Origin of the sequence: Kangiella geojedonensis (genome assembly GCF_000981765.1) — a bacterium.
Classification (GTDB): domain Bacteria; phylum Pseudomonadota; class Gammaproteobacteria; order Enterobacterales; family Kangiellaceae; genus Kangiella; species Kangiella geojedonensis.
On sequence record NZ_CP010975.1, the window covers coordinates 2,301,599 to 2,326,152 of the forward strand.

Consider the following 24,554-nt stretch of genomic DNA (forward strand, 5'->3'; position numbering starts at 1 on the left):
AATACGCTTAATCACAAGTTCAGCAAAGGATTCCTTTCATGGCGTTATCAGCCTCTAAAAACATAAAACGAAACTTCCAAGTCGCATTATGCACTGCACCTGACATTGATACTGCAGAATCACTCGCTGAAAAAATGGTGAAACAAAAGCTGGCCGCGTGCGTCAATATTGTTCCTGCAATAACCAGTGTTTATCAGTGGCAGGGAGACATCGAAAAAGATTCTGAAGTTCTGCTGATCATAAAAACAGCCGAAGAACTGATGGCTGATTTAGGTGACTTGCTTGAAACAGAACATCCTTATGAGGTGTTTGAGTTGATTAGTTGCGATATTGAACAAGCTTCAGCAGCTTACTTACAATGGCTTAATGATGAATTATAGGCAAGCTGTGATGTTGCCGTTTTTGTAAAGTCATTGTAAACCTTAAGATTTCGCCCTATAAACTGGTATTATACGATGGATTTTTAACCAATGATGACAATGCGATATATGAAGAACCTGATTAAGCTACTCGCAGCTTTCACCCTGATCTTTTCAGCCAGTGTTCAAGCGACCAATACCATTGATCTTAGTGAGATCATGGGTGAACAAGAAGCGTTACTTAAAGTCGACGAAGCGTTTAAGCTAAGCGTCGATATTGTGGATGATAAAGCACTCGTCAAATTCGAGATTGCTGACGGATACTATATGTACTCTGAGCGTCTCAAGCTATCTAGCCCTGACGCCGTTTTGGGGGATGCCAATATCCCTGAAGGTAAAGAAAAAGATGATCCTTACCTAGGTTTGACACAAGTGCATTACACTTTCCTTGAAGCTTCTGTACCAATTAAGCAATCCGATGGAGACTTTACCCTCGTAGTAGATTATCAAGGGTGTGCAGAAGACAGGTTATGCTACCCACCAACAACAACAGAAGTTGAGCTCAATCATGCTGTAGGCGCCTCCACGACCAGCTCAAGCGCAGAAACTGTTGCGTCCGCAGGTACGAGTAAATCAACGGGTTACGTTAGTGAACAGCAAAAGCACTCGGATCAACTGCTTAACGCCAACTTGTTCTCCAACTTTTTCTACTTCTTATTGCTTGGCATTGGACTGGCCTTTACCCCATGCGTATTCCCGATGATGCCGATCATTTCGGGAATTATCGCGGGGCAAGGTAAAGACATTACCACACGCAAAGCATTCGGCTTGTCATTAACCTATACCCAAGCTATGGCGATTGTTTACACCATTTTGGGTATTGTGGTGGCGTTAGCGGGCCAGTCAATTTCTGGCTACTTCCAAAACCCCGCGGTAGTCATCTCCGCCGCCGTTATATTCGTTATATTGTCATTATCTATGTTTGGCTTTTATGAACTGCAACTGCCAGCAAGCTTACAGGCAAAACTTAGCGAACGTAGTAATCAACAAAAAAAAGGCAGTTACGTCGGTACTGCTATCATGGGCGCGATTTCAGCACTCATAGTATCGCCTTGCGTGACGGTGCCGTTGATCGCTATATTGCTAGTCATTGCACAATCAGGCGATGTATTGCTCGGTGCTGTATCGTTGTACGGTCTCGGTGTCGGCATGGGTATTCCACTGATCGTCATTGGCGTCACAGGAGGTAAGCTATTGCCTAAAGCTGGTGCTTGGATGGATGGCATCAAAGCGACCTTTGGCGTGGCCATGCTAGGCGTGGCGCTGTACTTGATTAAACACCTGCTGCCAAGCTACTTGTACATGTATGGCTGGGGAATCCTAGCCATCGTTCCAGGCTATTACTTATTCAGCAACCAGTTACCTCGCGAAGGCTGGAGCAAGCTGTTCAAAGGACTTGGCTTAGTAACCATGATTTACGGTGTCTTGCTTTTAATCGGCGGCGCTCAAGGTCAAAAGAACTTACTGCAACCTTTAGGGCATGCAGCAGCCGTTAGCTCACCCGCGACTACCAGTAAAGACGTACAACAGTCTGGGCATTTAACTTTCCAGCGTGTTAAAACTCTAGAGGAACTGAATGCCGCAGTGGCTGAAGCTAACTCACAAGGTAAAACCGTGATGTTGGACTTCTTCGCTGAGTGGTGCGCCGCTTGTTACGAGTTTGAAGAAAAAGTGTTTACTGATAAGACTGTGATTTCAGCATTGAGCAATACCGTTTTACTACAAGCCGATGTCACTGAAAATAACGCCAACGATATCGAGTTACTTCAAGCTTACGACGTTCTTGGCTTACCTAGCATCATGTTTTTTGATGAAGAAGGTAAGGAGTTACCGAGCTTCCGAGCCACTGGCTTTGAAGATGCAAGAGCTTTCGAGCAGAGAGTGCGTGCAGCATTTAATTTATAAATTATTCGACTGCCTAACCTACAAAAAAGCCCTGACGATCTCTTTCAGACATAATCAGGGCTTTTTTAAACTCAGAGCGATAAGCTCAAGGCTTATGCTTATATCTTAGGGCCAGACTTCTCTTTCACATTTTGTTCAGTTTTACCTAACCGGAACCCACGTAAGATACGATTTTTAGCTCGCTCACGCATTGATTTTCGCACCACATAATGCTCGACAAAGACCGTGCTTCGAGGTTTAGTTTGCGACCAAATCACCCCCAGAAGCACCAAACCTGCGGCTATGTATTGAGTGCCATTCAACTGCTCATCCAATATTAACCAACCAAAAAATAGTGTTCCTATCGGTAATAAGTTCATCATACTGCCGACCTTGCTTGCAGGCATGGTCTTAAACGCAAAGTTATAACAAGTGAAGGCAAAAATGTTGACCCCAAACGCTAAGAAGAGAATCGCCATTATGCCTTCCGCTGAAACGTCCGTAGGGATAACCGTATCTTGTACTAATAAAAATGGTAAAAAGAATATCGTTCCCATGATCATTTGTAGCAAGGTCAAGAACACCGGTGAATAACGTTGCGACAACTTACGCGCTAATAAACAATAAGCGGCGGCGGCCGTAATTGCGCCAAACTCTAACGCATTACCCAACATAGGATTAGAAGCATGTTCGCTGCTGTCGCCACTCAGCGTTAACCACACAACACCGACAACGGCCATCAAGCAGCCCACAATTAAGCGGCTGTTGAGTTTTTCTTTAAGCAGGTAATAAGCTGCTACTGCAACCATGATCGGCTGCAAAGAAGTGATCATGCCAGCTTCAGATGCCGTGGTATAAGTCAGCGCATAACTTTCAAAAATAAAATAAAGGCAAGGCTCACACAGCGCTAATAATAACAGTAACCACCAGTCACCTTTTTGATACTTCTGCTTCTTCGCCATAGGGGGCAAAAAGAATATCAGTACGGCGGCAGCTAAGATCATGCGCAAGAATACAGTAAGGATCGGGCCGAACTCTTCAATGGCGTACTTCATCGCCACAAAAGACGCCGCCCACAATACAATAGCACTGATAAGGCCAATCATTGCCAAATGCTTTTGAACGTTCTTGTACATGCCGCACCCCCCATGAGGTCAATAAATAAACTGGAGGTATTCTAGATGGCTATTTTAGATAAGAAAAACGATCTTTTTTCATTGTGATGATAACTTTAGCTAATGCTTTATTATTTAATCATCTACCACAGCCGAGTGAGGAAAAGTTAAAATAAAACAAGAGCCCTTCCCTACCTCACTTTCCACAGAAACGTGACCAGAAAAACGTTCCATCGCGGCTTTCACAAAGCGTAAACCCAAACCAATCCCTTTAATTTTAGCTAGTTCATGCCGCCTTATTCTCGAGAACGGCTTGAAAATCGTCTTCATCTGTTCTTCATCAATCCCTTCTCCCTGATCCCTTACCATTAAGCACACACCCTTTTCATTTTCCTCCAAACTAATATCTACCACACTATCGGCCGGAGAATATTTAATAGCATTGGTTAATAAATTTAATATCACCCTATCAAGCAAATCTTCGTTAGCGTGTAACCAAGTGTCCTCATAGTCAGTAAACTTAAACCTTAGCTTTATATTTTTATCTACCGCTAAAGGCCTAGCGACAGCTAGTGCGTTGTCGATGCTGTTAAGAAGTTCAACAGGATACAAGGGCATTTCAATACCACTTTCAGCCCGTGATAACATTAAAAAGTGCTCCGCTAAGGATAAGCTGGACTGAGTCAAGCGCTCCACCTCAGCATTAAGTTCCTCAATCGTAAGGTTGCTGGTTTTGCTCCGGTACTGACCTAACAATGCCAATACAGAGGTCATCGGAGAGCGCAGGTCATGCGATATAAAGTCAATCATTTCTAACTGTCGCTGCTGCTCACGCTTAACAGAAGTAATATCAACAAAGTTGATGATGATAAAATCCTGGCCTTCAATGTTGTCTAACAAGGTAAAACCAAGTTTATAATATTTTTTGTTTTTGCTGATTGCCTGCACTTCACGGCCGATTCCCGTCAGCATCACTGATTTAATTTCTTCCGCCCAGTCCGTACTCGATTGCAAACTAAGCTGCGACAGAACTTTGAAAATATCCTCGCCTTCCGTCAGCTCTAAGTATTTCTTTGCCTCTAAATTAGCGTAGAACACTATACCTGACATATCTAACAGCATTATCCCATCGGACATTTTGTCCATGGTCTTTTCAACAAACCGGCGTAAAAAGTTGATCTTAGTGATCGCCATCTGTACCTGCGCGACCTTATCTTCAATGACGCTGCCTTTCTCTTCAGCCACCTCTTCAGTTAATGTTGACTGTTGATACAGTTTATAAAACAGTTTCTTTTCTTCATCACTATGAGCTTCTAGCTCAACCAGCCATGGTTTATTATTAACCTCCACAGGAACGCCACGATGAAAGTCGACGATATCTCTTTCGTTATTAGACCAGCCTCGGATCAACTTAAGTCGCTTCCAGAACTGAAAGTGCTGCTCGAAGGTTGCCTGTACTGCAGGCTCAAAACTATTGCTGGCTTCGGTCTGCAGGCGCTTTACGGTACGTCTAAAGAAAGCCATATTAGTGACAACCGCTCGCCATACCCAAAGAAAATAGCCGGATAACATGACGACTGCCGGAGTCACCATGGGTAACCAACGATAGGCTCCTTGCAACAACACCCAGCTCACGAACAATAACGTAAATGCGAGAATAAATACCAGGTACACATTGTGCCGAGGCATCGAGCGCGGAATGAGCATAAATAGAATTAACACTAAAATGCCCGAAATAACACTCGATAATAGGTTATCAACCGGCCTGATTAATTGATTATTACTTAATCCATCGTAGAGCATGGCATTAATCTCTACGCCGGACATAATTTGGCCATCACGATTCACAGGCACTGGCAAAAAGTCTGCGTTTCTTGCAGCTGTCGCAGTCACACCTACAAATACCACTCTGTCCTGTAATATGCTGGGTTCTAACTTCCCTTCCACCAAATCTGTAAAACTAATTTTTGAAAAGTAATCTTTGTTCTGCTTAAAAGGGATTAGTGCATGATGTGTCTTTTCAATTTTAGTCAAATTAAAGGAAGGTTTTTTTTCACGAGAGTCATCGAAGGGTAATTGGTACGTTTCCTCACCATTTGCAACATCCAATACTTCAGCGGCAAATGCCCGCCAATAAGGCTCGCCCAAACCTGATTTCAAATACACAGAGCGTGCAATATTATCACTATCCAGCTCGAAGTGAACCATCCCTAGCTGGGCACTGGCTTGGTATAATTCGGGATACGGTTGTAGTTCAATTAACTGCCCATCTTGCTTCAATTCGTCAATCACTACGGGGAAGACAACGCGTCCATTTTCGGCGACGGCTTGGGTCAACGCTTTATCGCCATCGTCTTTCTCTTTATTAAACAACACGTCGTAACCAATCGCTCTGACCTTTGCTTCGGTCAGCTTTTGGATGGCTTTGGCATGCAATTCTCGTGGCCAAGGTAACGGCCCGTACTCGCGTAAACTTTTTTCGTCCATGGCGACGATAACCACAGTCTCCGAATAATCCGGAGACTGAAGTCTCAGCATTCGATCATAAGCCAATAACTCTACAGGCTGGAAAACCTTAAAGTAGGATAGAACAAAAGTAATGACTGCCAACAGAGCGGCAAAAACAATACCACCTTTGGTGAAAAACCGACGCTTCTCAAGCACAAAAAACCTTATAACATCAAAATAAATAAAAGAACTGAACCGATACTAAATGACGTTTTGCCATTTCCTGGTTCAATAACGTTTACTTCCGTTGTTTTTGAATAACGGGCTTGGTTATAAGGCCCATTCGCTGCAACTCTAATATAGAGCTGCTGTTCTGGTAGATCATTGACCTCAACAAGATTATCGACCGTCGTACCTTCATCAACAATGCGACTAAAGTTTGCATCTGAACTGATTTGCCATTCATAACTGGTCGCCATATGCACCTGACTCCAACTCAAAGTTAGTGTCTGATCAGACTCTAACTCATCTTCCAGTGGCATCATAATCGGCGCATCTGGCAACGCAACATCAAATCTTAATGGCTCCGTAAATAAACCAAAACCGTTGTTATTACCCGCAGCAACTTTCCAATAATAGGTTCCAGCAGGCAAACCTTCGGATAGCGGCTGTTGAGTTGCAACCAACTCTTGCTCCATAACTAAGCTACGGAACTGACGATCTTTCGCGAGTAATAGACGATACTTAGTCGCGTCACTTTTAGCTGACCATTTCAACCCGATAGGCTCACCTGTTAAATACTTCGTTGACACTTGTGTCAATTCTGGGCTCGACGGCACTGGCGAAATCGTAAAACGACGTGAGCTGTTCAAGCCCTGCAAACCATCTCGATCAACCGCTCGGACCCGAACACTGTAGTCGCCTAGTTCAACCTCAGGCAACTGCGCTTGATTGGTGTCCACCATAGCTTTATGAACCAATTTAGTCATGGCAGCATCTTCAAATAATTCTAAATAGTACTCTCTAGCACCATCGATAGACTGCCATGTCAGTGTCACAGGATGACCTGGATACTTTGACTGAGGATTAACAAAGATTGGCGCTGGCAATAGAGCTTTGGGCTCAGCTAACGGTAAATTGGAAGCTGTTTTGAGACCAAAACCTTCTTTCACAGAAGCTTTATTCTCATGCAGCTGCACCGACACGGTGCCTTCATCCACTTCATTAAATACAACGCCAGAATCATTCTCATCAACACGAACTCGGAACTCCGTACCGCGAACAGTCGCTACCGCTGAAGGCGTCTGCACTTCAAAGTTAGCTCCCGGACCGATTAGCGGCTTAACTCGACCTTCCGCCGAACCTTTCATCAAACGCATGCGACTATCAACCATACCGGTTTCGCCCCACTTCGTCTGAACATCAAACACTAATTCAGAATTTTCTCCGAGCAATAATTCAGAACCGTCCGCAAACGACAAAGCGACGCTAGAATCCTTTTCAGTCATCAAAATATCGTCTAACACGAGACTATGCTCAAGGCTCAGCTGTTGCTTGATCCCTCTGCGGACAAAGTGCGCAGTACCATTAATTGTCGACACCTCAACCTCTGTTGGTGCAAACTTAAGAAATTCCATTGGAAATTTTAACGTCACACCTGGCGGGACTCGGCGATCAAACTCAACACCGTTGTACTTCTGTATTTCTTGAAATTTTAAAGGATCTTTCAAATATTTATGGGACAAACCCCAAATTGTATCGCCTTTACGAACCGTATACAGCCAGTCTTCAGCCAGCGACTGTGGAGTCACTAGCATCACCATCAAAAAAGCCACACAATAAAACGACAGGGAGCGCAAAGGCTTCATCAAATCATCCTCATAAGAAAAAAGAAGTGCTCAGAGGGACTCTCTGAACCGTCAATACAACTCTTTATACAACAGCGTCTGTATCGATAAGCTCTTCCAAACGATAGCCATGTTGGTAAACCGTTTTAATTCGGTAACCACTTTCAGCACGAATATTTAACTTGCGGCGCAGTGAACTGACATGTGCATCCACTGTACGCGTACTAATTTCCGACTCAATACCCCAAATATGCTTCAACAGATATTTTCTCGAGAATAAGCGCCCCACATTTTTAAACAAAATGATCGCTAACTCATATTCCTTAGTGGTCAAAGTCGCAGGTTCGCCATCGACCAGAATTCTTCGATGTTGCTGATCTACCGTAAAAGGACCCACTTCAACTTGGTCATTGTCATCGAGCAAACCTGCACGACGAACCAAAGCACTAAGTCGAGCCAATAGCTCAGAACGTCTAAAAGGTTTGATCATGTAGTCGTCAGCACCTTTTTCTAGTGCTGCAACGATATCTTGTTCCGCATCTCTATTGGTCACAAATAGGACAGGTCCGCGCCAATCCATAAATGAACGAACACGCTCAAGAGCCTCAATACCCGACATATCCGGGAGCTCCCAATCTAATATGAGCAAATCAAAATCATCCGTTTTTAATACTTCTAAAAAGGACTCTGCGTTTTGGCAATGGGTACATTCGTAACCAGAATCTTGTAAAATTGCGAGTAATGCGTCTGCTTGGGTTTGATCATCTTCAAGATAAAGCAGCTTTAAATCTTGGGACATGATGTCTCCTTTCCAATAATTTATTATTATTCGAACTATCGAAAGCCGTTAGCTCCAATCTATTAAGCCCGTATATACTACCTTCTCTAAAGCTATCAGATTTTAAAGAAATGTAAAATGCCACTATGTACATTTAAGGTTCTCATCAAAAAAATGACGATCAAGTCCGACCAGGCTTGCAAAAAGTAGTTATTTGTTGGTAACTTACTGTAAAATGCGCGAACATTAAAAAACGCCCCCTCGGGGATGTTTTTTAGAGATGAGCGCAGTAAAAATTACAACTTAATGCTTTTTGCTGAACTTTATCATCTTTTAACAGCATTTAATGACTATTATGGCAAAAATACTACTCCTACACGGCCCTAACCTTAACCTTTTGGGCCAGCGTGAAACTGACATTTACGGCGATTTAAGCTTAGATGCCATTAATAGTGCTGCAAAAAAACAGGTTAATAATGCCGATTTTGAGTTAGAAACGTTTCAAAGTAACTCAGAGTCAGAGTTAGTAAACGCCATTCAGCAAGCAAAAGCCAATAAAGTGTCATTAATTGTTATTAACCCAGCGGCTTATACCCATACTAGCGTCGCCATGCGTGATGCCTTGTTAGCCGTTGAGATTCCTTTTATCGAAGTGCATTTATCGAACCCACATCGCCGAGAGCCTTTTCGTCACCACTCTTACTTCAGTGATATTGCTGAAGCTGTGGTCGCTGGTTTTGGCGCTGATAGTTATCGATATGCTCTCGATGCTGCAATTAAAACCATCACCAAGAAAACGTAGGTAGAGATTATGGATTTACGCAAAATTAAAAAATTGATCGAGTTGGTAGAAGAGTCAGGCGTTGCTGAACTTGAAATCCAAGAAGGCGAAGAGTCGGTACGTATTTCTCGCTCTTCAACAGCTCCTGCTCCCGCTCCTGTTCAATACGCTGCGGCACCGCAACCACAAGTAGCACCAGCACCACAAGCGGCTGCTCCGGCTGCGGATTCTGCGCCAACTAAAGAAGAAGTCAGCGGCCATCAGGTTCGTTCACCGATGGTAGGTACTTACTACGCGGCACCATCTCCAGGCGCTAAAGACTTCGTGGAAGTTGGTCAGCAAGTTAAAGCTGGTGACGTTTTATGTATCGTTGAAGCCATGAAAATGATGAACCAAATTGAAGCTGATGTTTCAGGTACGGTTAAAGCGATTCTGCTTTCTAATGGCGAGCCTGTCGAATACGACGAGCCAATGTTCATCATTGAGTAAACTCCCTAACGAGTAGGAAATAGTTATGTTAGAAAAAGTGGTCATAGCCAACCGTGGCGAGATCGCCTTGCGCATATTGCGAGCCTGTCGTGAGTTGGGAATCAAAACTGTTGCAGTTCACTCGACTGCTGACGCAGACTTGATGCACGTTCGCTTAGCGGACGAATCAGTCTGTATTGGCCCAGCTTCAGCGACTGAAAGCTATCTCAATATTCCAGCGATTATCTCTGCTGCCGAAATTACTGATGCCGTGGGTATTCACCCAGGTTACGGCTTTTTGGCTGAAAATGCTGACTTTGCTGAACAAGTTGAAAAAAGCGGTTTCACTTTCATCGGCCCAAGCGCAGACGTTATCAACTTGATGGGCGATAAAGTATCAGCCATTGCTGCCATGAAAAAAGCAGGCGTCCCATGCGTACCGGGTTCTGATGGTCCCCTTGGCGACAATGAGAAAGAAAACCTAGCAATGGGCAAGCGCATCGGTTATCCGGTCATCATTAAAGCTGCCGGCGGCGGCGGTGGTCGTGGTATGCGTGTTGTGCACAAAGAAGAAGAGTTGCTTAAAGCTATCTCGTTAACCAAGTCAGAAGCAGGCTCGGTGTTCGGCAACGACATGGTTTACATGGAGAAATTCCTTGAAACACCGCGTCACGTCGAGATCCAAGTGCTTGCCGATGGCCATGGTAACGCGATTCACTTAGGTGAACGTGATTGCTCGATGCAACGTCGTCACCAGAAAGTGGTGGAAGAAGCACCAGCTCCAGGCATTACCGACCAAATGCGTAAGCATATTGGTGAGCGTTGTGTTCAAGCCTGTAAGCAACTGGGCTATCGAGGCGCAGGTACTTTTGAGTTCCTATACGAGAAAGGTGAATTCTACTTTATCGAAATGAACACCCGTGTTCAGGTAGAGCACCCAGTGTCTGAGCTCATCTCTGGTGTTGATATCATCAAAGAACAGCTACGCATCGCCAGCAATCAACCGCTTTCCTTTAAGCAAGAAGACATCCAGCTTAAAGGCCACGCGATTGAGTGCCGTATTAACGCCGAAGATCCCGATACCTTCATCCCATCTCCAGGCGTGATCAAGCGTTTCCACGCTCCAGGTGGCCCAGGTATCCGTATCGACTCGCACATTTACGCGTCGTACAAAGTACCACCTTACTACGACTCAATGATCGGTAAATTGATTACTTATGGCGAAACTCGTGAAGTCGCGATTCAGCGTATGCAAATGGCCCTTGAAGAAATCGTTATTGACGGTATTAAAACCAACATACCGCTACAAAAACGTATTCTAGCCGACGCCAACTTCCAAAAAGGTGGAACCAACATCCATTATTTGGAACGTCAAATGTTCGCAGAAAAAGACTAATGTCTTAATAAGTAATAAAAAAGCCGGCATCCGCCGGCTTTTTTTCCATCTAAGAAACCAAACTTATTATTGAAGTTGTTATAGCGATTGTTGACAAAATCATTGGCAACAAAAACCTAAAGTGGCTTTGTTGAAGGTCAGCTAGAACACCGACCAACATCGTAAAGTTTATAGCATTGCAGTCCTCACCTACCTTTTTCGTGAAAAGGTAAACACTACTTCCATCATCTTGTTTATACTTATATTTTTTATCTAAGTAATAATATAAACGCCCAAATAAAAGGTCTGGATCTGTCTTTAACTCATTTGCTAATAAATTAATATCAATTGGTATATAGTTCCACGAAGCTCTAGATGACTTATCCTTTTCATACTTAATAAACTCATCATAGTAATTCTTATATATTGTTTTTAATAATTTTAAATCTGTTGGTGGTTTATTCATCTCTATGTACCCCATCTCTAGTTAGCAAGTACCTCTATTTACCAAGCTAACAGCATAGCACCATATATTCCATAAGATTGAGCTGAAGAGTGAGCAAGTCATAGTAATTCAAAACAGGACGTTTTGAATAGTGGCATACAAGCCATGGATGGAATGTATGTCACGGTACGTTAAGTGACTTGGTTACTTTGAAGGAAACCGAGCAAAGCGAGGTCTCAATCTTGGGGTGCCCTTCTTTTGGTTACTTTTCTTAGGCACGTAAGAAAAGTAACTCGCAGATAAGCGAAACATGTAGCCAAAGAAATATCCCGATTAGTAGATTCCTGTCTTTCCCCTTATAATACCCCCAAATTGCAAAACCTTAAGATTCCCATGGCTTGGATCCAACTCAAATTCGACTATAAACACTCCGATGCTGATAGCTTAAGCGACCATTTAATGGAGCTTGGAGCGCTTGCGGTGACCTTTCTTGATGCCGAAGACAAGCCAATTTTGGAGCCTTTACCAGGTGAGACACCTTTGTGGGAACATTTGATCGTGTTAGCGCTCTTTGACGCAGAGACAAATACGTCAATGATGGATAGCTTGCTCAAAGATAGCGACTTTTATCAGCACTTTGGCGATAGTTACGAGTGGGAAATCATTCGCGACCAAGATTGGGAGCGAAGCTGGATGGATAACTTTAAACCGATGCAGTTTGGCGAACGTGTCTGGATCGTGCCGAGTTGGTGCGAAGCGCCTGAACCGAATGCGGTCAATATTAAACTGGATCCGGGCTTAGCTTTTGGTACGGGAACCCACCCGACAACATCTTTGTGTTTGCAATGGCTAGACGGCGCCGACTTAACCGGTAAAACCGTCATCGACTATGGTTGTGGCTCAGGCATTTTGGCCATCGCGGCACTGTTTCTAGGCGCGGAAAGAGTGTATGCGGTGGATATCGATCCACAAGCTATTGAAGCGACCAAGCAAAACCTTGAGCGAAACAAGATTCAAAGCAACAGACTGGTTTTAGGTTTACCGGATCAAGTCGAGCTGCCTCAAGCGGACATCTTAGTTGCTAATATTTTAGCGGAACCCTTGCGCCAGTTGGCAGAATCCATCGCAAACTCAGTGCAAAGCGGCGGAAATCTGGTATTATCGGGACTGCTCGAAAGTCAGGCAGAAGAATTAAAACAACTTTATAGTCAATGGTTTAGCATGGACCCCGTGGGGCTAGAAGAAGATTGGGCTCGGCTTTCTGGACAAAAACGATCTTTATAAGCATCGATATAATAAAACGCCCTAACACATGCCCTAATATTGGCTTGATGATTGAATGACGCATTATGAGTGAAACCTTTTTAACCAATTGCCCACACTGTAAGTCAGTGTTTAAGCTACGTCGAGAGCATCTAGAAGTTGCCTCCGGGCACGTGCGTTGTGGCAATTGCCATTCGTTATTTTTGGCCACGGACTCACTGGTGTCACTTGATAAAGAAAGCCAAAAAGCTCAGATGTCTGACACCATAGAGGAAGCTGAAGAGCAGGTTGTTTCAAAGTCCATTCCAGAGCTCACAGAAATCGACAAATCCGAACATTACCAATTAGACGTTGACGACGAGCCTGAGGTGAACAGTGACTCCTCAACACTGAAGTGGATGTTTTATAGCCTATCCGGGCTAATCTTGATTTATCTTGCGATTTGGTTTTTCTATTTGTGGCCCAACAAAAATGCCCTAGCACAGGATCCTAGCTGGCGCCCAATGTACCAGTTTTCCTGTTCTATTTTTGGTTGTCAGTTAGCTCCCCGCCAAGATATTGCCCAATACCGAGTTAATGCGATTGAAGTCAATATTACTCGCAGTGGACAAAAAGAAGTCAGCATGGTGCTAAAAAATGTCGCTAACTTCGCTCAACCTTATCCTAAAGTGCGTGTTATTCTCAGTGATATCAAGGGCAACCAATTCCCGAGCCCAACCTATAAGCCTCAGCACTATTTACCGGAGCTCAATCATAACGACCTGATAAAGCCCAACCAATCAGTCCACATAGCGTTCACTTTCACCAATGAAATCAGTGACTATAGCGGCTATCAAGTAGAGCTTGTGAAATAAGCCTTATATATTCAGTGCTTTAGTTATCGCTGTTCGATTGTCAAGCAAAATATTGATGATTTTTTAAACAATTTTCGTTCAAAACCGCTTTGAAAAAGTGTATGATCGGCGACCTTAAATTTGAACCTGCAGTGTAAATCCTAAGCGTCTGGCATGACTGCGTCGTGATTGCTCTTAACCTTGAGCAATTGAACAGAGAAGTTTTGCTCATACCATTAGGAAGCGGTCGGAATCATGCGAATTGCTCAATACGAACTCGATAACCCTTTAATACTTGCCCCAATGGCAGGTGTTACTGATCGTCCGTTCCGATTATTGTGCAAAGAATTAGGAGCCGGTATGACGGTTTCCGAAATGATTGCCTCAAATCCAAAGCTATGGAATACCAAGAAAAGCCTGATGCGTAGTGATCATACGGGTGAGCCTGGTATTCGTTCGGTTCAAATTGCAGGGGCAGAACCTGAGATGATGGCTCAAGCCGCCCAGCACAATGTTGAGAATGGTGCAGAGATCATCGATATCAACATGGGTTGCCCGGCAAAAAAAGTTTGTAAAAAAGCCGCTGGCTCTGCACTACTGCAGTATCCGGACTTAGTAGAAGACATTATTAAGGCCGTGGTCAACGCAGTGGATGTGCCAGTGACTCTAAAAATAAGAACAGGTTGGAATCCTGATAATCGCAACGGTGTCGATATTGCGAAAATTGCGCAAGATAATGGCATTCAAGCCTTGGCCGTACATGGCCGAACTCGTGCTTGTAAGTATCAGGGCTTTGCAGAATACGACACCATTGCAGCAATCAAGCAGGCGATTGATATCCCTGTGATTGCGAATGGCGATATCACCAATCCTGAAAAAGCTAAGTTTGTACTGGAGTATACCGGTGCGGATGCTTTGATGGTTGGTCGGGGGGCACAGGGGAATCCCTGGATATTCCGTGAAATTTGGCACTATTTGCAGACAGGAGAGTTCCTAGAGGCACCTAGTATTGAGGAAGTTCGAAGCGTGATGATTCGTCACGTCGCTGGCCTTCATCAGTTTTATGGTGATCATATGGGACCTAAAATTGCTCGTAAGCATGTTTCTTGGTACTTGCAAGAACAAGCTGACAGCAAAGAATTCCGCAGTACCTTCAATCGTATTGATGATGGTGCTGAGCAGATAGACGTTTTAAACCTTTATTTTGAACAAAAGCAACAGGCTAAAGCAGCATGACAATTTTTGATACGACAACAAACAACCAAACAGCGTCTCTTAACCAAGGAACGCCAAGCGACTCTGTAAGCTTCCAATCTAACCCAACATTGCGTGAGCACGTTGCCATTTCTATGCAACAGTACCTCAAGCAAATGCAGGGACAGCCTTTAAACGATGTTTATGACTTGGTTTTATCACAAGTTGAAGAGCCTCTTCTGCGCGCCATCATGGAGCACACTCGTAACAACCAAACAAAGGCAGCCAAAGTATTAGGTTTAAACCGTGGTACTTTGCGTAAAAAGTTAAAGCGTTACAACTTACTGTAAAATCGACCAATTAAAATAAGGGTTCTTGAGTCTGTAACTGCAGGCAGAACCCTTAATTTTTAAGGAGCTACAACATGTCAAACTATCGTCCGGTGAAACGTGCCCTGATCAGCGTTTCTGATAAAACTGGAGTAGTTGAATTCGCCAAAATCCTTGCTAATAAAGGCGTTGAAATTCTTTCAACGGGCGGCACTGCAAAACTTTTACGCGACAATGATATTACAGTGACTGACGTTGCTGATTACACCGGCTTTCCTGAAATGATGGATGGCCGCGTTAAAACTCTTCATCCAAAAGTACATGGCGCCATTTTAGGCCGTCGTGGCATGGATGATGAGGTCATGACAGAACACGGCATTATTGGTATCGATATGGTCGTGGTGAACCTGTACCCATTTGAAAGCACCATATCTAAAAGCGACTCTACGCTCGAAGACGCGATAGAGAACATTGATATCGGTGGTCCAACAATGGTTCGTTCAGCAGCTAAAAACCACCAAGACGTTACTATCGTCGTTGAAAACGAAGATTTTGACTTGGTGGCAGCTCAAATCGAAGAAAAAGGTGCCGTCAATAAAGAGACTCGCTTCCGCTTAGCGGCGAAAGCTTTTGCTCATACTGCACGCTACGATGCAGCAATCTCCAACTATTTAGGCGTTCAAGCCGCTGAAGTTGATAGTGACTTTCCACCAACTTACTCTGTGCAATACAAAAAAGCACAAGATATGCGTTATGGCGAAAACCCACATCAAAACTCAGCCTTTTATGTTGAGCACACCCCTCAAGAAGCCAGCGTTTCAACAGCAAAACAGTTACAAGGCAAAGAATTGTCTTACAACAATATTGCTGACACAGACTCGGCCCTTGAATGCGTTAAAAGCTTCGAACAACCAGCTTGCGTTATCGTAAAGCATGCGAACCCTTGTGGCGTAGCGATTGCGGACACTATCGGTCAAGCTTACGATTTAGCGTTTGCAACGGACCCAACGTCTGCTTTCGGTGGCATTATTGCTTTCAACCGTGAACTTGACGCTGAAACAGCGAAAGCCATTGTCGATCGTCAGTTCGTTGAAGTGATTATCGCACCAAGCATTAATGATGCAGCAAAATCTATTGTTGCTGAAAAGAAAAATGTCCGTTTACTTGAGTGTGGTCAGTGGGAACAAGCCGTTCCAGCTTATGACTACAAACGCGTTAACGGTGGCTTATTAATTCAAGACCGTGACTTAGGCATGGTATTTGAAGACGATTTGCGTATCGTGACTAAACGTCAGCCGACTGAAGAAGAGATGCGCGACTTATTGTTCAGCTGGAAAGTGGCGAAGTTCGTCAAATCCAACGCGATTGTTTACTGCAAAAATGGCCAAACTATCGGTGTTGGCGCAGGCCAAATGAGCCGTGTTTACAGTGCAAAAATTGCAGGCATTAAAGCCGCTGACGAGAACTTGGAAGTACGTGGTTCGGTCATGTCCTCCGACGCTTTCTTCCCGTTCCGCGACGGTATTGACGCTGCTGCTGAGGCAGGAATCACCGCAGTCATTCAGCCAGGTGGCTCCATTCGCGATGACGAAGTTATTGAAGCAGCTAACGAAAACGATATGGCGATGGTCTTCACTGGCATGCGCCATTTCCGTCACTAATCGTTGAGGGTTCCGAATATGAACGTATTAATTATCGGTAGCGGCGGTCGTGAACATGCATTAGCGTGGAAAGCGGCTCAATCGGATAACGTTGAGAAAGTATTTGTAGCGCCAGGAAACGCTGGTTCGGCACTTGAAGCTAAGGTTGAGAACGTCTCTATCGGCGTTGAAGCTGTCGATGAACTAGTCGCTTTCGCCAAAGACAATAACGTCGAGCTAACGATTGTGGGTCCTGAAGCGCCACTCGTTATCGGCGTCGTGGATTCGTTCACAAACGCTGGTCTGAAGTGCTTTGGCCCAACCAAAGGCGCAGCACAACTTGAAGGTTCTAAAGCTTTCACCAAAGACTTCTTAGCGCGTCATAAAATACCAACAGCGGCGTATCAAAATTTCACGGATATTGAGCCAGCAAAGGCTTATGTTCGCGACATGGGAACGCCGATTGTGATTAAAGCTGACGGTTTAGCTGCTGGCAAAGGCGTCATCATTGCACAGACTGAAGCCGAAGCCGACGCAGCGATTGATGACATGTTGGCTGGCAACAAGTTTGGCGATGCCGGTCACCGTGTGGTAATCGAAGAGTTTCTACAGGGCGAAGAAGCCAGCTTCATCGTTATGGTCGACGGCAAAAACATCTTGCCGCTGGCATCATCGCAAGATCACAAAGCTCGCGATAATGGCGATAAAGGCCCGAATACCGGTGGCATGGGTGCTTACTCTCCAGCGCCAGTGGTTACTGCTGAGATGCACGACCGCATCATGGAGCAAGTGATTGTTCCAACGGTTGAAGGCATGGCTGCTGAAGGTCATCCGTACACAGGCTTCCTTTATGCTGGCGTCATGATCGATTCTGATGGCGTGCCTAAAGTACTTGAGTACAACTGCCGCTTTGGTGATCCAGAAACGCAACCCATTATGAGCCGTCTAAACTCAGATCTGGTTGAACTATGTCTAACAGCTATCGATGGCAAGTTAGATACGGCTACTGCAGACTGGGACCCTCGCGCTGCGATTGGTGTGGTGATGGCAGCTGGTGGTTATCCTGAAAGCTATCCAAAAGGCGATGTTATTTCTGGCTTAGATGCAGTCAATGATATCAATACTATCGGCAAAGTTTTCCACGCAGGTACTGCTGAAAAAGATGGTAATATCGTCACTAGCGGTGGACGCGTATTGTGTGTTGTTGCACTAGGAGATAGCGTGACCGAAGCGCAAGCAAAAGCTTACCAAGCAGTTGATAAAATCACTTGGGACAAAGTGTATTATCGTACTGACATTGGTCACCGAGCGATTGCTCGTGAACAATAAATCTCTATGAGTTTACTAAAGGCGCTTCGGCGCCTTTTTTATTGCCCACTCTTTTTATCTCAGGGTTTCTTGAAACGATTCATTATAGATTCAGTCTAACTCGCTACACTGACCATGTTACACTACCCATGGAATAACAAGGACTTATAGGTTTTCGAGTGCAGCAAGAAACAACCCAAAAACGCTCTTGGCTTAAGATATCGATAAAAACACTGCTGTGGACAAGCGTCGTTCTAGCACTCGCGTTCGGTGTGGCTTATTGGACGGCTCCGTCTTGGGTTCCAGCACAGGCCCAGAAATTTTTACCTGCAACCATTAAGTTAGACGATCTTGATTTTAAACGCCCCGGCCTCACCTCAACTCATATAGATCGCTTATCGCTTACCGTCGGCACCGAACCACAATACACACTGATCTTTCATGATGTCGACTTGGGTTATTCCTTGTGGCAAAGAAAGCTCACTTCAATATCTGCACAAAAAGCGCTGGTAAAATGGCCAGAAACTACGCCAAAACCCAACAAAAAAGAAGCATTACAGCAGATTCCGTTACCTCAACTGCCTGTATCGACAATAACCATTGAAGAATTAACGGTTGAAGGGTTAACGCTACAAGATATCATCGCTAAAAATATACAACTCAGCGATCGGGACAAAACCCTCAGCATTAACACTCAAGTCGCTTTTCTTGATAAGACCTTTGCTATAACCGCTCAAGCCAATCGCCACAAGCAACAATTATCTACTATCAAGGCAACTATTCAGCAGGCTGAAAACAGTCTCATAGTTGAAGCCACACCATACAACAGTAACCATTGGCAGCTTGTAACCAATGGGACGGTAGGCTTAGAGGATCTTTATCCAGAATCTGGGATTGAGCCAGTCAAATTTTCTTTAGGTGGCACTGTAACTGTTGCCGAAGCGTTCGAACTCACACTAGAACCTGAAAGCCACGTCACCACACAAATCAACGCCAAACAACTGGGACTATTACCTGCACTACAAGACTTTTTGCAGCAAAACCACATCAGCTCCAATATCGAGAGCTTTGAACCAACATATGACCTTTCGATTTCACCGAGCGACACGACACATATCATGTATCGAAGCGACAATAATCACGTAACAGTCCCTAATGGTCAGCTCAACGTTAAAGCAACAAACCCTGCCATTAAGACAGAGGCAACAATCTCTGCGCTCAACCTGAGCCTTGATCAACCTCTTTCAGCTAATATGCAACAGCTGCTAGCTTTAGTGACCCTTGATGTTGATAGCTTATCAGCAAAACTTAACTCCCCTGAACATCAAGCGTCCAGCAACAATATCAAGCTGACGGCTCAAGCGAGCCTAGCTCTAGCGAACTCAGCATTAACCATCAAGAGTACCAAAGCACAGTTGAAACTATCTCCAGTGAGTTACCAGGGCAATAACTCCACAGCTTCAATCACGAAAAACAGTTGGGACATAGTGGGCGATTCTTTTATTAGCTTCAAACAGGGCGTCCATCCAACCCATAAATGGAAACTCAGTGCTAACGAAACGTTCAATAGCACCCTTAGCCTCGAAAAAGAGCAATTTTCCGCTAACGACATCACCGCCCAGTTTAATTTCATTCAGAACGACCAAACACCTAATGGAGTGTTGTCTGGAAATTACCAAGCTTCAAAGGCCTCTTTATCCCAGCAGCCCTTGCACTTAAACACACTCAAGGGAACACTCCAGTTTGCCCTAAAGAAAACACCCAAGGGCAAACTTACCTTTGCAAATGCTCGCTATAATAATCAGCAAATTGGTGTCTCTAATATCTCCGGAGAACTAGACTGGCATAAAAACACTCGTTATTTCGTTGCCCAAGGTCACCTTCAGCACCAAAACTCAAAGGTACCATTCACCTATGAATTTAATTTAGAAACTTCACGACACAACTTAAAAGTTAAGCAGTCGTCCCTACCAGTATCAACCATCACTGGTTGGGTGAATATTCTAAAGAATTACCCTCAATTAAGCTTTAACTCTGGGCAACTAGAGATTGACTCACTTGATGGCGACCCAATAGGGCTATTGTTTGATGGCAAACTAAAACTCGATAATTTCAACCTCAATTATGATGAGTTCTATGTTAGGAACTGGACCATCGAAGACTCTCTAACACCCAGCTCTAAACTTGGTGGCACCCTTAAGAGTCACATTGAAAGCATTGAACTGGCAACCGACATTGCGATTACCAACGTGTCGTTTTTAATGCCACACACCATCAATAGTCTGGTCATTACTAACCTCAAAGGCAACCTTCTTAAAGGAAGTCTTGAAATACCCCAGTTAACGGTTAATGAATCAGGTATTCCGCCTTTTACGGCTTATTTGAAAGCCGTTGATATCAATGCATTATTAAGTGCACTGAATAGTGAAAAACTGACACTGACCGGACGCTTTGACTTTACCTTACCTCTGACTATCAGCAAAAAAGGCCAACAAATTACTCATGGAACCTTTAAAGCTTTAACAGAAGGCGTTATTAAACTGAAGTCAGACAAAGGCAAAGAGGCCAATATTGCATTCCAAGCCTTAGAGAATTTCCATTACCAAGAGTTCTCAGGCAGTATCAATTACGATGCCAAGGGAGACTACACCATTGAACTTAATGTTCTAGGGTCAAACCCTAATTTATACAATGGCTTTCCGATCAAACTCGATTTAACGTTACGAGGCCATTTACCAGAGATGCTCTATTCAATGATCATCAGTGGCGATATGATGAAGCCTATTCTAGATGACTTGGAACAAAGAAAAGTTCTCAACATTCAGCAATAATTCATGTTATTGTTTTACACTATGAACTATGGCGTATAGCACTCTTTTATTGATAAAGGAATTGGTTATGAGCAGGAAAAAAAGTATTGCTTTCAGTGCATTCTGCGCTGCGGTATTTGCAGTCAGCGGTTGCACAGTAAAACTAGAAGCTCCAGACAAACCCATTCATATTATTGGTGACTTCACCATTAAGCATGAAGTAGTGGTTAAAGTTGAAAAAGCATTAGACCAAGTATTAACTGAGGAATCTGGTTTATTTTAGGCCAGAGTAATCGTAACTATTAACAAGGATCATTGATTTAACTACCTATCATAGGTCATAAATCAGGTGAATAATTAGGAGAGTAACATGAACACTCTAACTAAATTGATACTTATCACTACCGCGAGTCTTTTACTGGCAGCGCAAGCGTTTGCAGCTAACCTTGGTCAGTTGAAAGATCAAGGAGTCGTAGGCGAATTGTCTAACGGCTATGTTGGTATTGTCACCCCAGCTAAGGCAACGCCAGATATGAAGGCATTAGTCGAAGAGGTGAATGACAAACGTCGTCAAATTTACGCGAATCAAGCCAAGCAAAATAACAAGTCATTAGCAGAAATCGAGGCCATTGCTGCCAGACGCAATATTGATCGGACTCAATCAGGTCATTACATTAAAATCGGTGGCGCTTGGCAGAAAAAATAGCCGCCAAGCAAACCTCTAACCAATTATTTTGGAGCCGTCTGACTCACACTCGGGCGGCTTTGTTGTTCATCAAACCACATGTTCAACTTGGTGAATCCCTCCAAGTTCGTATACTCAGGGTGTCTAAACTTTAGATAACTGACTAAAGCCACAGTATTGATCGACAGTATTTCAAATTGCTTAGGAAAGCTGGCCAAGTGTTTTTGTAAATAAGCAAGCCCCCTATCTAACGCACTATAGAAGCGCTCCTGCCAAAACTCTGACTGCCCTTCGCCACGCATTTTATCTTGCTGTAAGGCAACCGCAGTATCCAACAAACCTCGCGTTAAAGAATACAATGTTTTTAACTGCCACGAGTTATTAACATCTGCAAAAAGCGGTTTGTCGATGGTTGCGTAATCATCCAAATATTCACCCATGATCTGGCTGTCAAAAATCGCCATGCCATTATCATCAATTAGGCAAGGAACCTTACACAATGGGTTTGCATCAATGAGCTCTTTTGGATTATCAAAGGGATGATACGCGACCTCCTGAACCTTTGAACCGAGCCCTAACTCTCGCACCACCATTCTCGCTGTTCGCGCATAAGGCGATGCATCAGAATAAATCAATTTCATATTCGCTCCTATTGTTTTTTGTGCGAATTAATTAGCTTTAACCGCCCGTTCGTCAGCCCATGCCCTTAAAGCTGATATTTTTTCCGCCATCACCACGGACAACGGCTTGGTTTGAGCAATTTCATCTAAAATCATGTCCGTTGTCAGCGAGCAGCCTTGATAATGAGCTGCGTATATACTTGCCACGATCGCTTGCTCAATTTCAGCGCCGCTGAACCCTTCAGTTTTATCTGAAAGCAACACCAAGTCGAAGTTCACCCCCGACAGATTACGCTTTTCTAAGTGAATTCTAAAAATCTCCTGCCTAGCCATTGAGTCAGGCAGATCGACAAAGAATAATTCATCAAAACGCCCCTTACGAATCAACTCCGGCGGTAACGCGCTGATATCGTTCGCGGTTGCCACAAAGAAAACGGGAGAATCATTTTCCTGCATAAAGGTTAGTAAAGTCCCCAGCATCCGCTTAGAAGTACCACCATCGCTATCCGACGTGCTTAATCCTTTCTCGATTTCATCCAGCCACAAAACGCATGGCGACATAGTTTGCGACAAGCTCAATGCTTCTCGTAAATTCTTCTCACTCTCGCCATGCCATTTGTTATAAAGGGCTCCAAAATCCAAACGAAGCAATGGTATTTCCCACATGCCTGCTACAGCTTTAGCTGCCAGCGACTTACCGCTGCCCTGCACTCCCATCAGTAAAATCCCTTTCGGGATATCCAGTCCGATTTTTTCTAACTTTCCATCCCCACCGCTAAGGAATACTTTTTGTCGTAACTGGAGCCATTTTTTTAGGTTCACCATCCCACCCACTTCCGCAAAGTGGGCGGTTTCGTATTCATAATGAACCGCTCCGTCTAAATCCAGAAGCTTATAACGCGCTTGGTTAACTTCTTCGACCTCAGCTTCTGAAATAACACCGTCATCATATATGAGGTTACGCACCATTTGCTCAGCATCGGCCCACGTTAGTCCGCCTAAATTTTTAACCAATCTTGCTAACAGCTTCTTATCGGTTCGAACACGCTTATCAGGGTTTCTCACACCCCAGCGCGCAGCCTCTTTCCGAATTATCCCTTCAATTTCCTCTGCATCAGGTAGCTTTAAGCTGAACGAACGAGATAAGCGTTTAAGCTCGTCAGGCAGTGATAGCTTATAACTAATCAAAATGATAGTTTGCTTCGCTTTAGGGTAATTAAGGGCAATATCACGTAATAAACGCGTATTCTGTGGATGCTCTGCGTTAATAAAGGGATGCATATCAAACAAAACATACAGACCTTCCCGCTCCATACGTTTAATGTGCGATAAGCAGTCCTCAGCGGCTTGTGTATCTTTCAGCGGTGCAAAATGATCGCCCTTAACTTCCAAACGTCTCAGACCTTCGGTTAAGTGCCAACCAAACACCGGCTTGTTCATATTGAAGGCTACCTGATTGATCAGTTGCATCGCTCGATTCTCTTCGTGTGTCTCAATCACCAATATAGGATTTTTTGACCGGATTAAGATATGAAGATCATTTTGCTCTGTGATACTTGCCATGAATTAACTTACCCCATCATTTCTATTTCTTCTCATTTAGCGCTAAAATGATTCCATAACACGGGTTCAAGCACTACTTATTTATGCGCCAATACAGCTTTTTTGATCGCCTATGTATGGTAGCCGATTCAGCGTTAAAAACAACTCAAGGGATCTATGACGCGGCTCCGCGAACGAGTCCGGCAGAGGATATTGCTGAGCAGGATTTGACAGCTGATGAACAAAAGCGTGCGGCTAATTTAATGCGCATAAACCATACCGGCGAAGTCTGTGCCCAAGCCCTATATCAAGGCCAGGCCCTGACCGCCAAACTGCCAAAAACCCGCCAAGAAATGGAACATGCAGCGCAAGAAGAAGTAGACCACCTCGCTTGGTGTAGCGAGCGTTTAGACGAACTCAATAGTCACGAAAGCTACTTGAATCCACTATGGTATGCAGGTTCTTTCACCATCGGCGCTGTAGCAGGATTAGTCGGCGATAAATGGAGCCTCGGCTTTGTCGCGGAAACCGAAAACCAAGTCTGTAAGCACCTTGAAAGTCATCTCGACAAACTGCCCGAGCAAGACTACAAAAGCAAAGCGATCTTATCGCAGATGCACACCGAAGAACTCAAGCACGCCACCACCGCTATCGATAATGGTGCCGCCGAGCTGCCCACACCGGTCAAACTTGGCATGAAAACCATGTCCAAAGTCATGACGAGAACGGTTTATTACATTTAGTAGAGACTAGTTCTAATAAATATCACT

Annotated in this window: 22 protein-coding genes; 15 read left to right on the top strand and 7 right to left on the bottom strand. The window is 44.2% G+C overall.

Annotated elements, in window-relative coordinates:
• The first annotated feature begins 38 nt into the window (after nucleotides 1-38).
• Entirely contained in the window at nucleotides 39-380 is a 342-nt protein-coding gene (gene cutA / locus TQ33_RS10600; RefSeq protein WP_046562012.1) for a divalent-cation tolerance protein CutA, read from the top strand.
• 90 nt (nucleotides 381-470) lie between these two features.
• A complete protein-coding gene (locus TQ33_RS10605) occupies nucleotides 471-2,324 on the top strand; it encodes a protein-disulfide reductase DsbD (RefSeq protein ID WP_228640165.1) in 1,854 nt (617 codons plus the stop codon).
• A 98-nt stretch (nucleotides 2,325-2,422) separates the two neighbouring features.
• Here the strand turns inward: TQ33_RS10605 and TQ33_RS10610 are convergent, their stop codons facing one another.
• The 4 genes from TQ33_RS10610 to TQ33_RS10625 form a co-directional block, all read right to left on the bottom strand.
• On the bottom strand, nucleotides 2,423-3,439 hold the full coding sequence (locus tag TQ33_RS10610) for a DMT family transporter (protein ID WP_046562013.1): 1,017 nt from the start codon (nucleotides 3,437-3,439) through the stop codon (nucleotides 2,423-2,425).
• 114 nt (nucleotides 3,440-3,553) lie between these two features.
• Nucleotides 3,554-6,082, bottom strand: a complete 2,529-nt coding sequence (locus tag TQ33_RS10615) for a CHASE2 domain-containing protein (RefSeq protein WP_046562014.1) — start codon at nucleotides 6,080-6,082, stop codon at nucleotides 3,554-3,556.
• Nucleotides 6,083-6,090: 8 nt separating this feature from the next.
• Nucleotides 6,091-7,734: a FecR family protein gene (locus TQ33_RS10620; RefSeq protein ID WP_046562015.1), complete on the bottom strand. Its 1,644-nt coding sequence runs from the start codon at nucleotides 7,732-7,734 to the stop codon at nucleotides 6,091-6,093.
• A gap of 64 nt (nucleotides 7,735-7,798) precedes the next feature.
• A complete protein-coding gene (locus TQ33_RS10625; protein WP_046562016.1) occupies nucleotides 7,799-8,512 on the bottom strand; it encodes a response regulator transcription factor in 714 nt (237 codons plus the stop codon).
• Nucleotides 8,513-8,846: 334 nt separating this feature from the next.
• Between TQ33_RS10625 and aroQ the strand changes: the two genes are divergently transcribed.
• The 3 genes from aroQ to accC are packed head-to-tail and all read left to right on the top strand — an operon-like array spanning nucleotide 8,847 to nucleotide 11,136.
• Nucleotides 8,847-9,293 carry a type II 3-dehydroquinate dehydratase gene (aroQ, locus tag TQ33_RS10630; RefSeq protein WP_046562475.1) on the top strand — a complete coding sequence of 149 codons (447 nt, stop codon included), beginning with the start codon at nucleotides 8,847-8,849 and terminating at the stop codon, nucleotides 9,291-9,293.
• Between the two features lie 9 nt (nucleotides 9,294-9,302).
• Nucleotides 9,303-9,761 carry an acetyl-CoA carboxylase biotin carboxyl carrier protein gene (gene accB / locus TQ33_RS10635; protein WP_046562017.1) on the top strand — a complete coding sequence of 153 codons (459 nt, stop codon included), beginning with the start codon at nucleotides 9,303-9,305 and terminating at the stop codon, nucleotides 9,759-9,761.
• 25 nt (nucleotides 9,762-9,786) lie between these two features.
• Complete coding sequence (accC, locus tag TQ33_RS10640; RefSeq protein ID WP_046562018.1) at nucleotides 9,787-11,136, top strand: acetyl-CoA carboxylase biotin carboxylase subunit; 1,350 nt, start codon at nucleotides 9,787-9,789, stop codon at nucleotides 11,134-11,136.
• Nucleotides 11,137-11,185: 49 nt separating this feature from the next.
• Here the strand turns inward: accC and TQ33_RS10645 are convergent, their stop codons facing one another.
• Complete coding sequence (locus TQ33_RS10645) at nucleotides 11,186-11,581, bottom strand: hypothetical protein (RefSeq protein ID WP_046562019.1); 396 nt, start codon at nucleotides 11,579-11,581, stop codon at nucleotides 11,186-11,188.
• Between the two features lie 372 nt (nucleotides 11,582-11,953).
• On the opposite strand from TQ33_RS10645, the gene prmA reads away from it, so the two are divergent.
• The 9 genes from prmA (at nucleotide 11,954) to TQ33_RS10690 (ending at nucleotide 21,643) form a co-directional block, all read left to right on the top strand.
• Nucleotides 11,954-12,844 carry a 50S ribosomal protein L11 methyltransferase gene (prmA, locus tag TQ33_RS10650; RefSeq protein ID WP_046562020.1) on the top strand — a complete coding sequence of 297 codons (891 nt, stop codon included), beginning with the start codon at nucleotides 11,954-11,956 and terminating at the stop codon, nucleotides 12,842-12,844.
• A gap of 65 nt (nucleotides 12,845-12,909) precedes the next feature.
• The gene (locus TQ33_RS10655; RefSeq protein ID WP_046562021.1) at nucleotides 12,910-13,677 is read left to right on the top strand and encodes a zinc-ribbon and DUF3426 domain-containing protein; all 768 of its coding nucleotides are present in this window, start codon (nucleotides 12,910-12,912) and stop codon (nucleotides 13,675-13,677) included.
• 234 nt (nucleotides 13,678-13,911) lie between these two features.
• Entirely contained in the window at nucleotides 13,912-14,892 is a 981-nt protein-coding gene (gene dusB, locus TQ33_RS10660) for a tRNA dihydrouridine synthase DusB (protein WP_046562022.1), read from the top strand.
• Nucleotides 14,889-15,200, top strand: coding sequence for a DNA-binding transcriptional regulator Fis (fis, locus tag TQ33_RS10665; protein WP_046562023.1), 312 nt, complete (start codon nucleotides 14,889-14,891; stop codon nucleotides 15,198-15,200). The genes dusB and fis overlap by 4 nt, the downstream gene beginning before the upstream one ends.
• Nucleotides 15,201-15,274: 74 nt before the next feature.
• On the top strand, nucleotides 15,275-16,840 hold the full coding sequence (gene purH, locus TQ33_RS10670) for a bifunctional phosphoribosylaminoimidazolecarboxamide formyltransferase/IMP cyclohydrolase (RefSeq protein WP_046562024.1): 1,566 nt from the start codon (nucleotides 15,275-15,277) through the stop codon (nucleotides 16,838-16,840).
• An 18-nt stretch (nucleotides 16,841-16,858) separates the two neighbouring features.
• The gene (purD, locus tag TQ33_RS10675; protein WP_046562025.1) at nucleotides 16,859-18,148 is read left to right on the top strand and encodes a phosphoribosylamine--glycine ligase; all 1,290 of its coding nucleotides are present in this window, start codon (nucleotides 16,859-16,861) and stop codon (nucleotides 18,146-18,148) included.
• Nucleotides 18,149-18,306: 158 nt separating this feature from the next.
• The gene (locus tag TQ33_RS10680; RefSeq protein ID WP_046562026.1) at nucleotides 18,307-20,958 is read left to right on the top strand and encodes an intermembrane phospholipid transport protein YdbH family protein; all 2,652 of its coding nucleotides are present in this window, start codon (nucleotides 18,307-18,309) and stop codon (nucleotides 20,956-20,958) included.
• A 67-nt stretch (nucleotides 20,959-21,025) separates the two neighbouring features.
• Nucleotides 21,026-21,220: a YnbE family lipoprotein gene (locus TQ33_RS10685; RefSeq protein WP_052735288.1), complete on the top strand. Its 195-nt coding sequence runs from the start codon at nucleotides 21,026-21,028 to the stop codon at nucleotides 21,218-21,220.
• A gap of 87 nt (nucleotides 21,221-21,307) precedes the next feature.
• A complete protein-coding gene (locus TQ33_RS10690) occupies nucleotides 21,308-21,643 on the top strand; it encodes a YdbL family protein (RefSeq protein ID WP_046562027.1) in 336 nt (111 codons plus the stop codon).
• Between the two features lie 23 nt (nucleotides 21,644-21,666).
• Here TQ33_RS10690 and TQ33_RS10695 read toward each other — a convergent pair whose 3' ends face one another.
• Entirely contained in the window at nucleotides 21,667-22,263 is a 597-nt protein-coding gene (locus TQ33_RS10695; RefSeq protein ID WP_046562028.1) for a glutathione S-transferase family protein, read from the bottom strand.
• Between the two features lie 27 nt (nucleotides 22,264-22,290).
• Nucleotides 22,291-23,805 (bottom strand): AAA family ATPase, encoded by a 1,515-nt coding sequence (locus TQ33_RS10700; protein ID WP_179944371.1) that lies wholly within the window; start codon nucleotides 23,803-23,805, stop codon nucleotides 22,291-22,293.
• Between the two features lie 83 nt (nucleotides 23,806-23,888).
• Here TQ33_RS10700 and coq7 point away from each other — a divergent pair, with 83 nt between their 5' ends.
• Nucleotides 23,889-24,527, top strand: a complete 639-nt coding sequence (gene coq7 / locus TQ33_RS10705; protein WP_046562029.1) for a 2-polyprenyl-3-methyl-6-methoxy-1,4-benzoquinone monooxygenase — start codon at nucleotides 23,889-23,891, stop codon at nucleotides 24,525-24,527.
• Nucleotides 24,528-24,554: the final 27 nt, after the last annotated feature.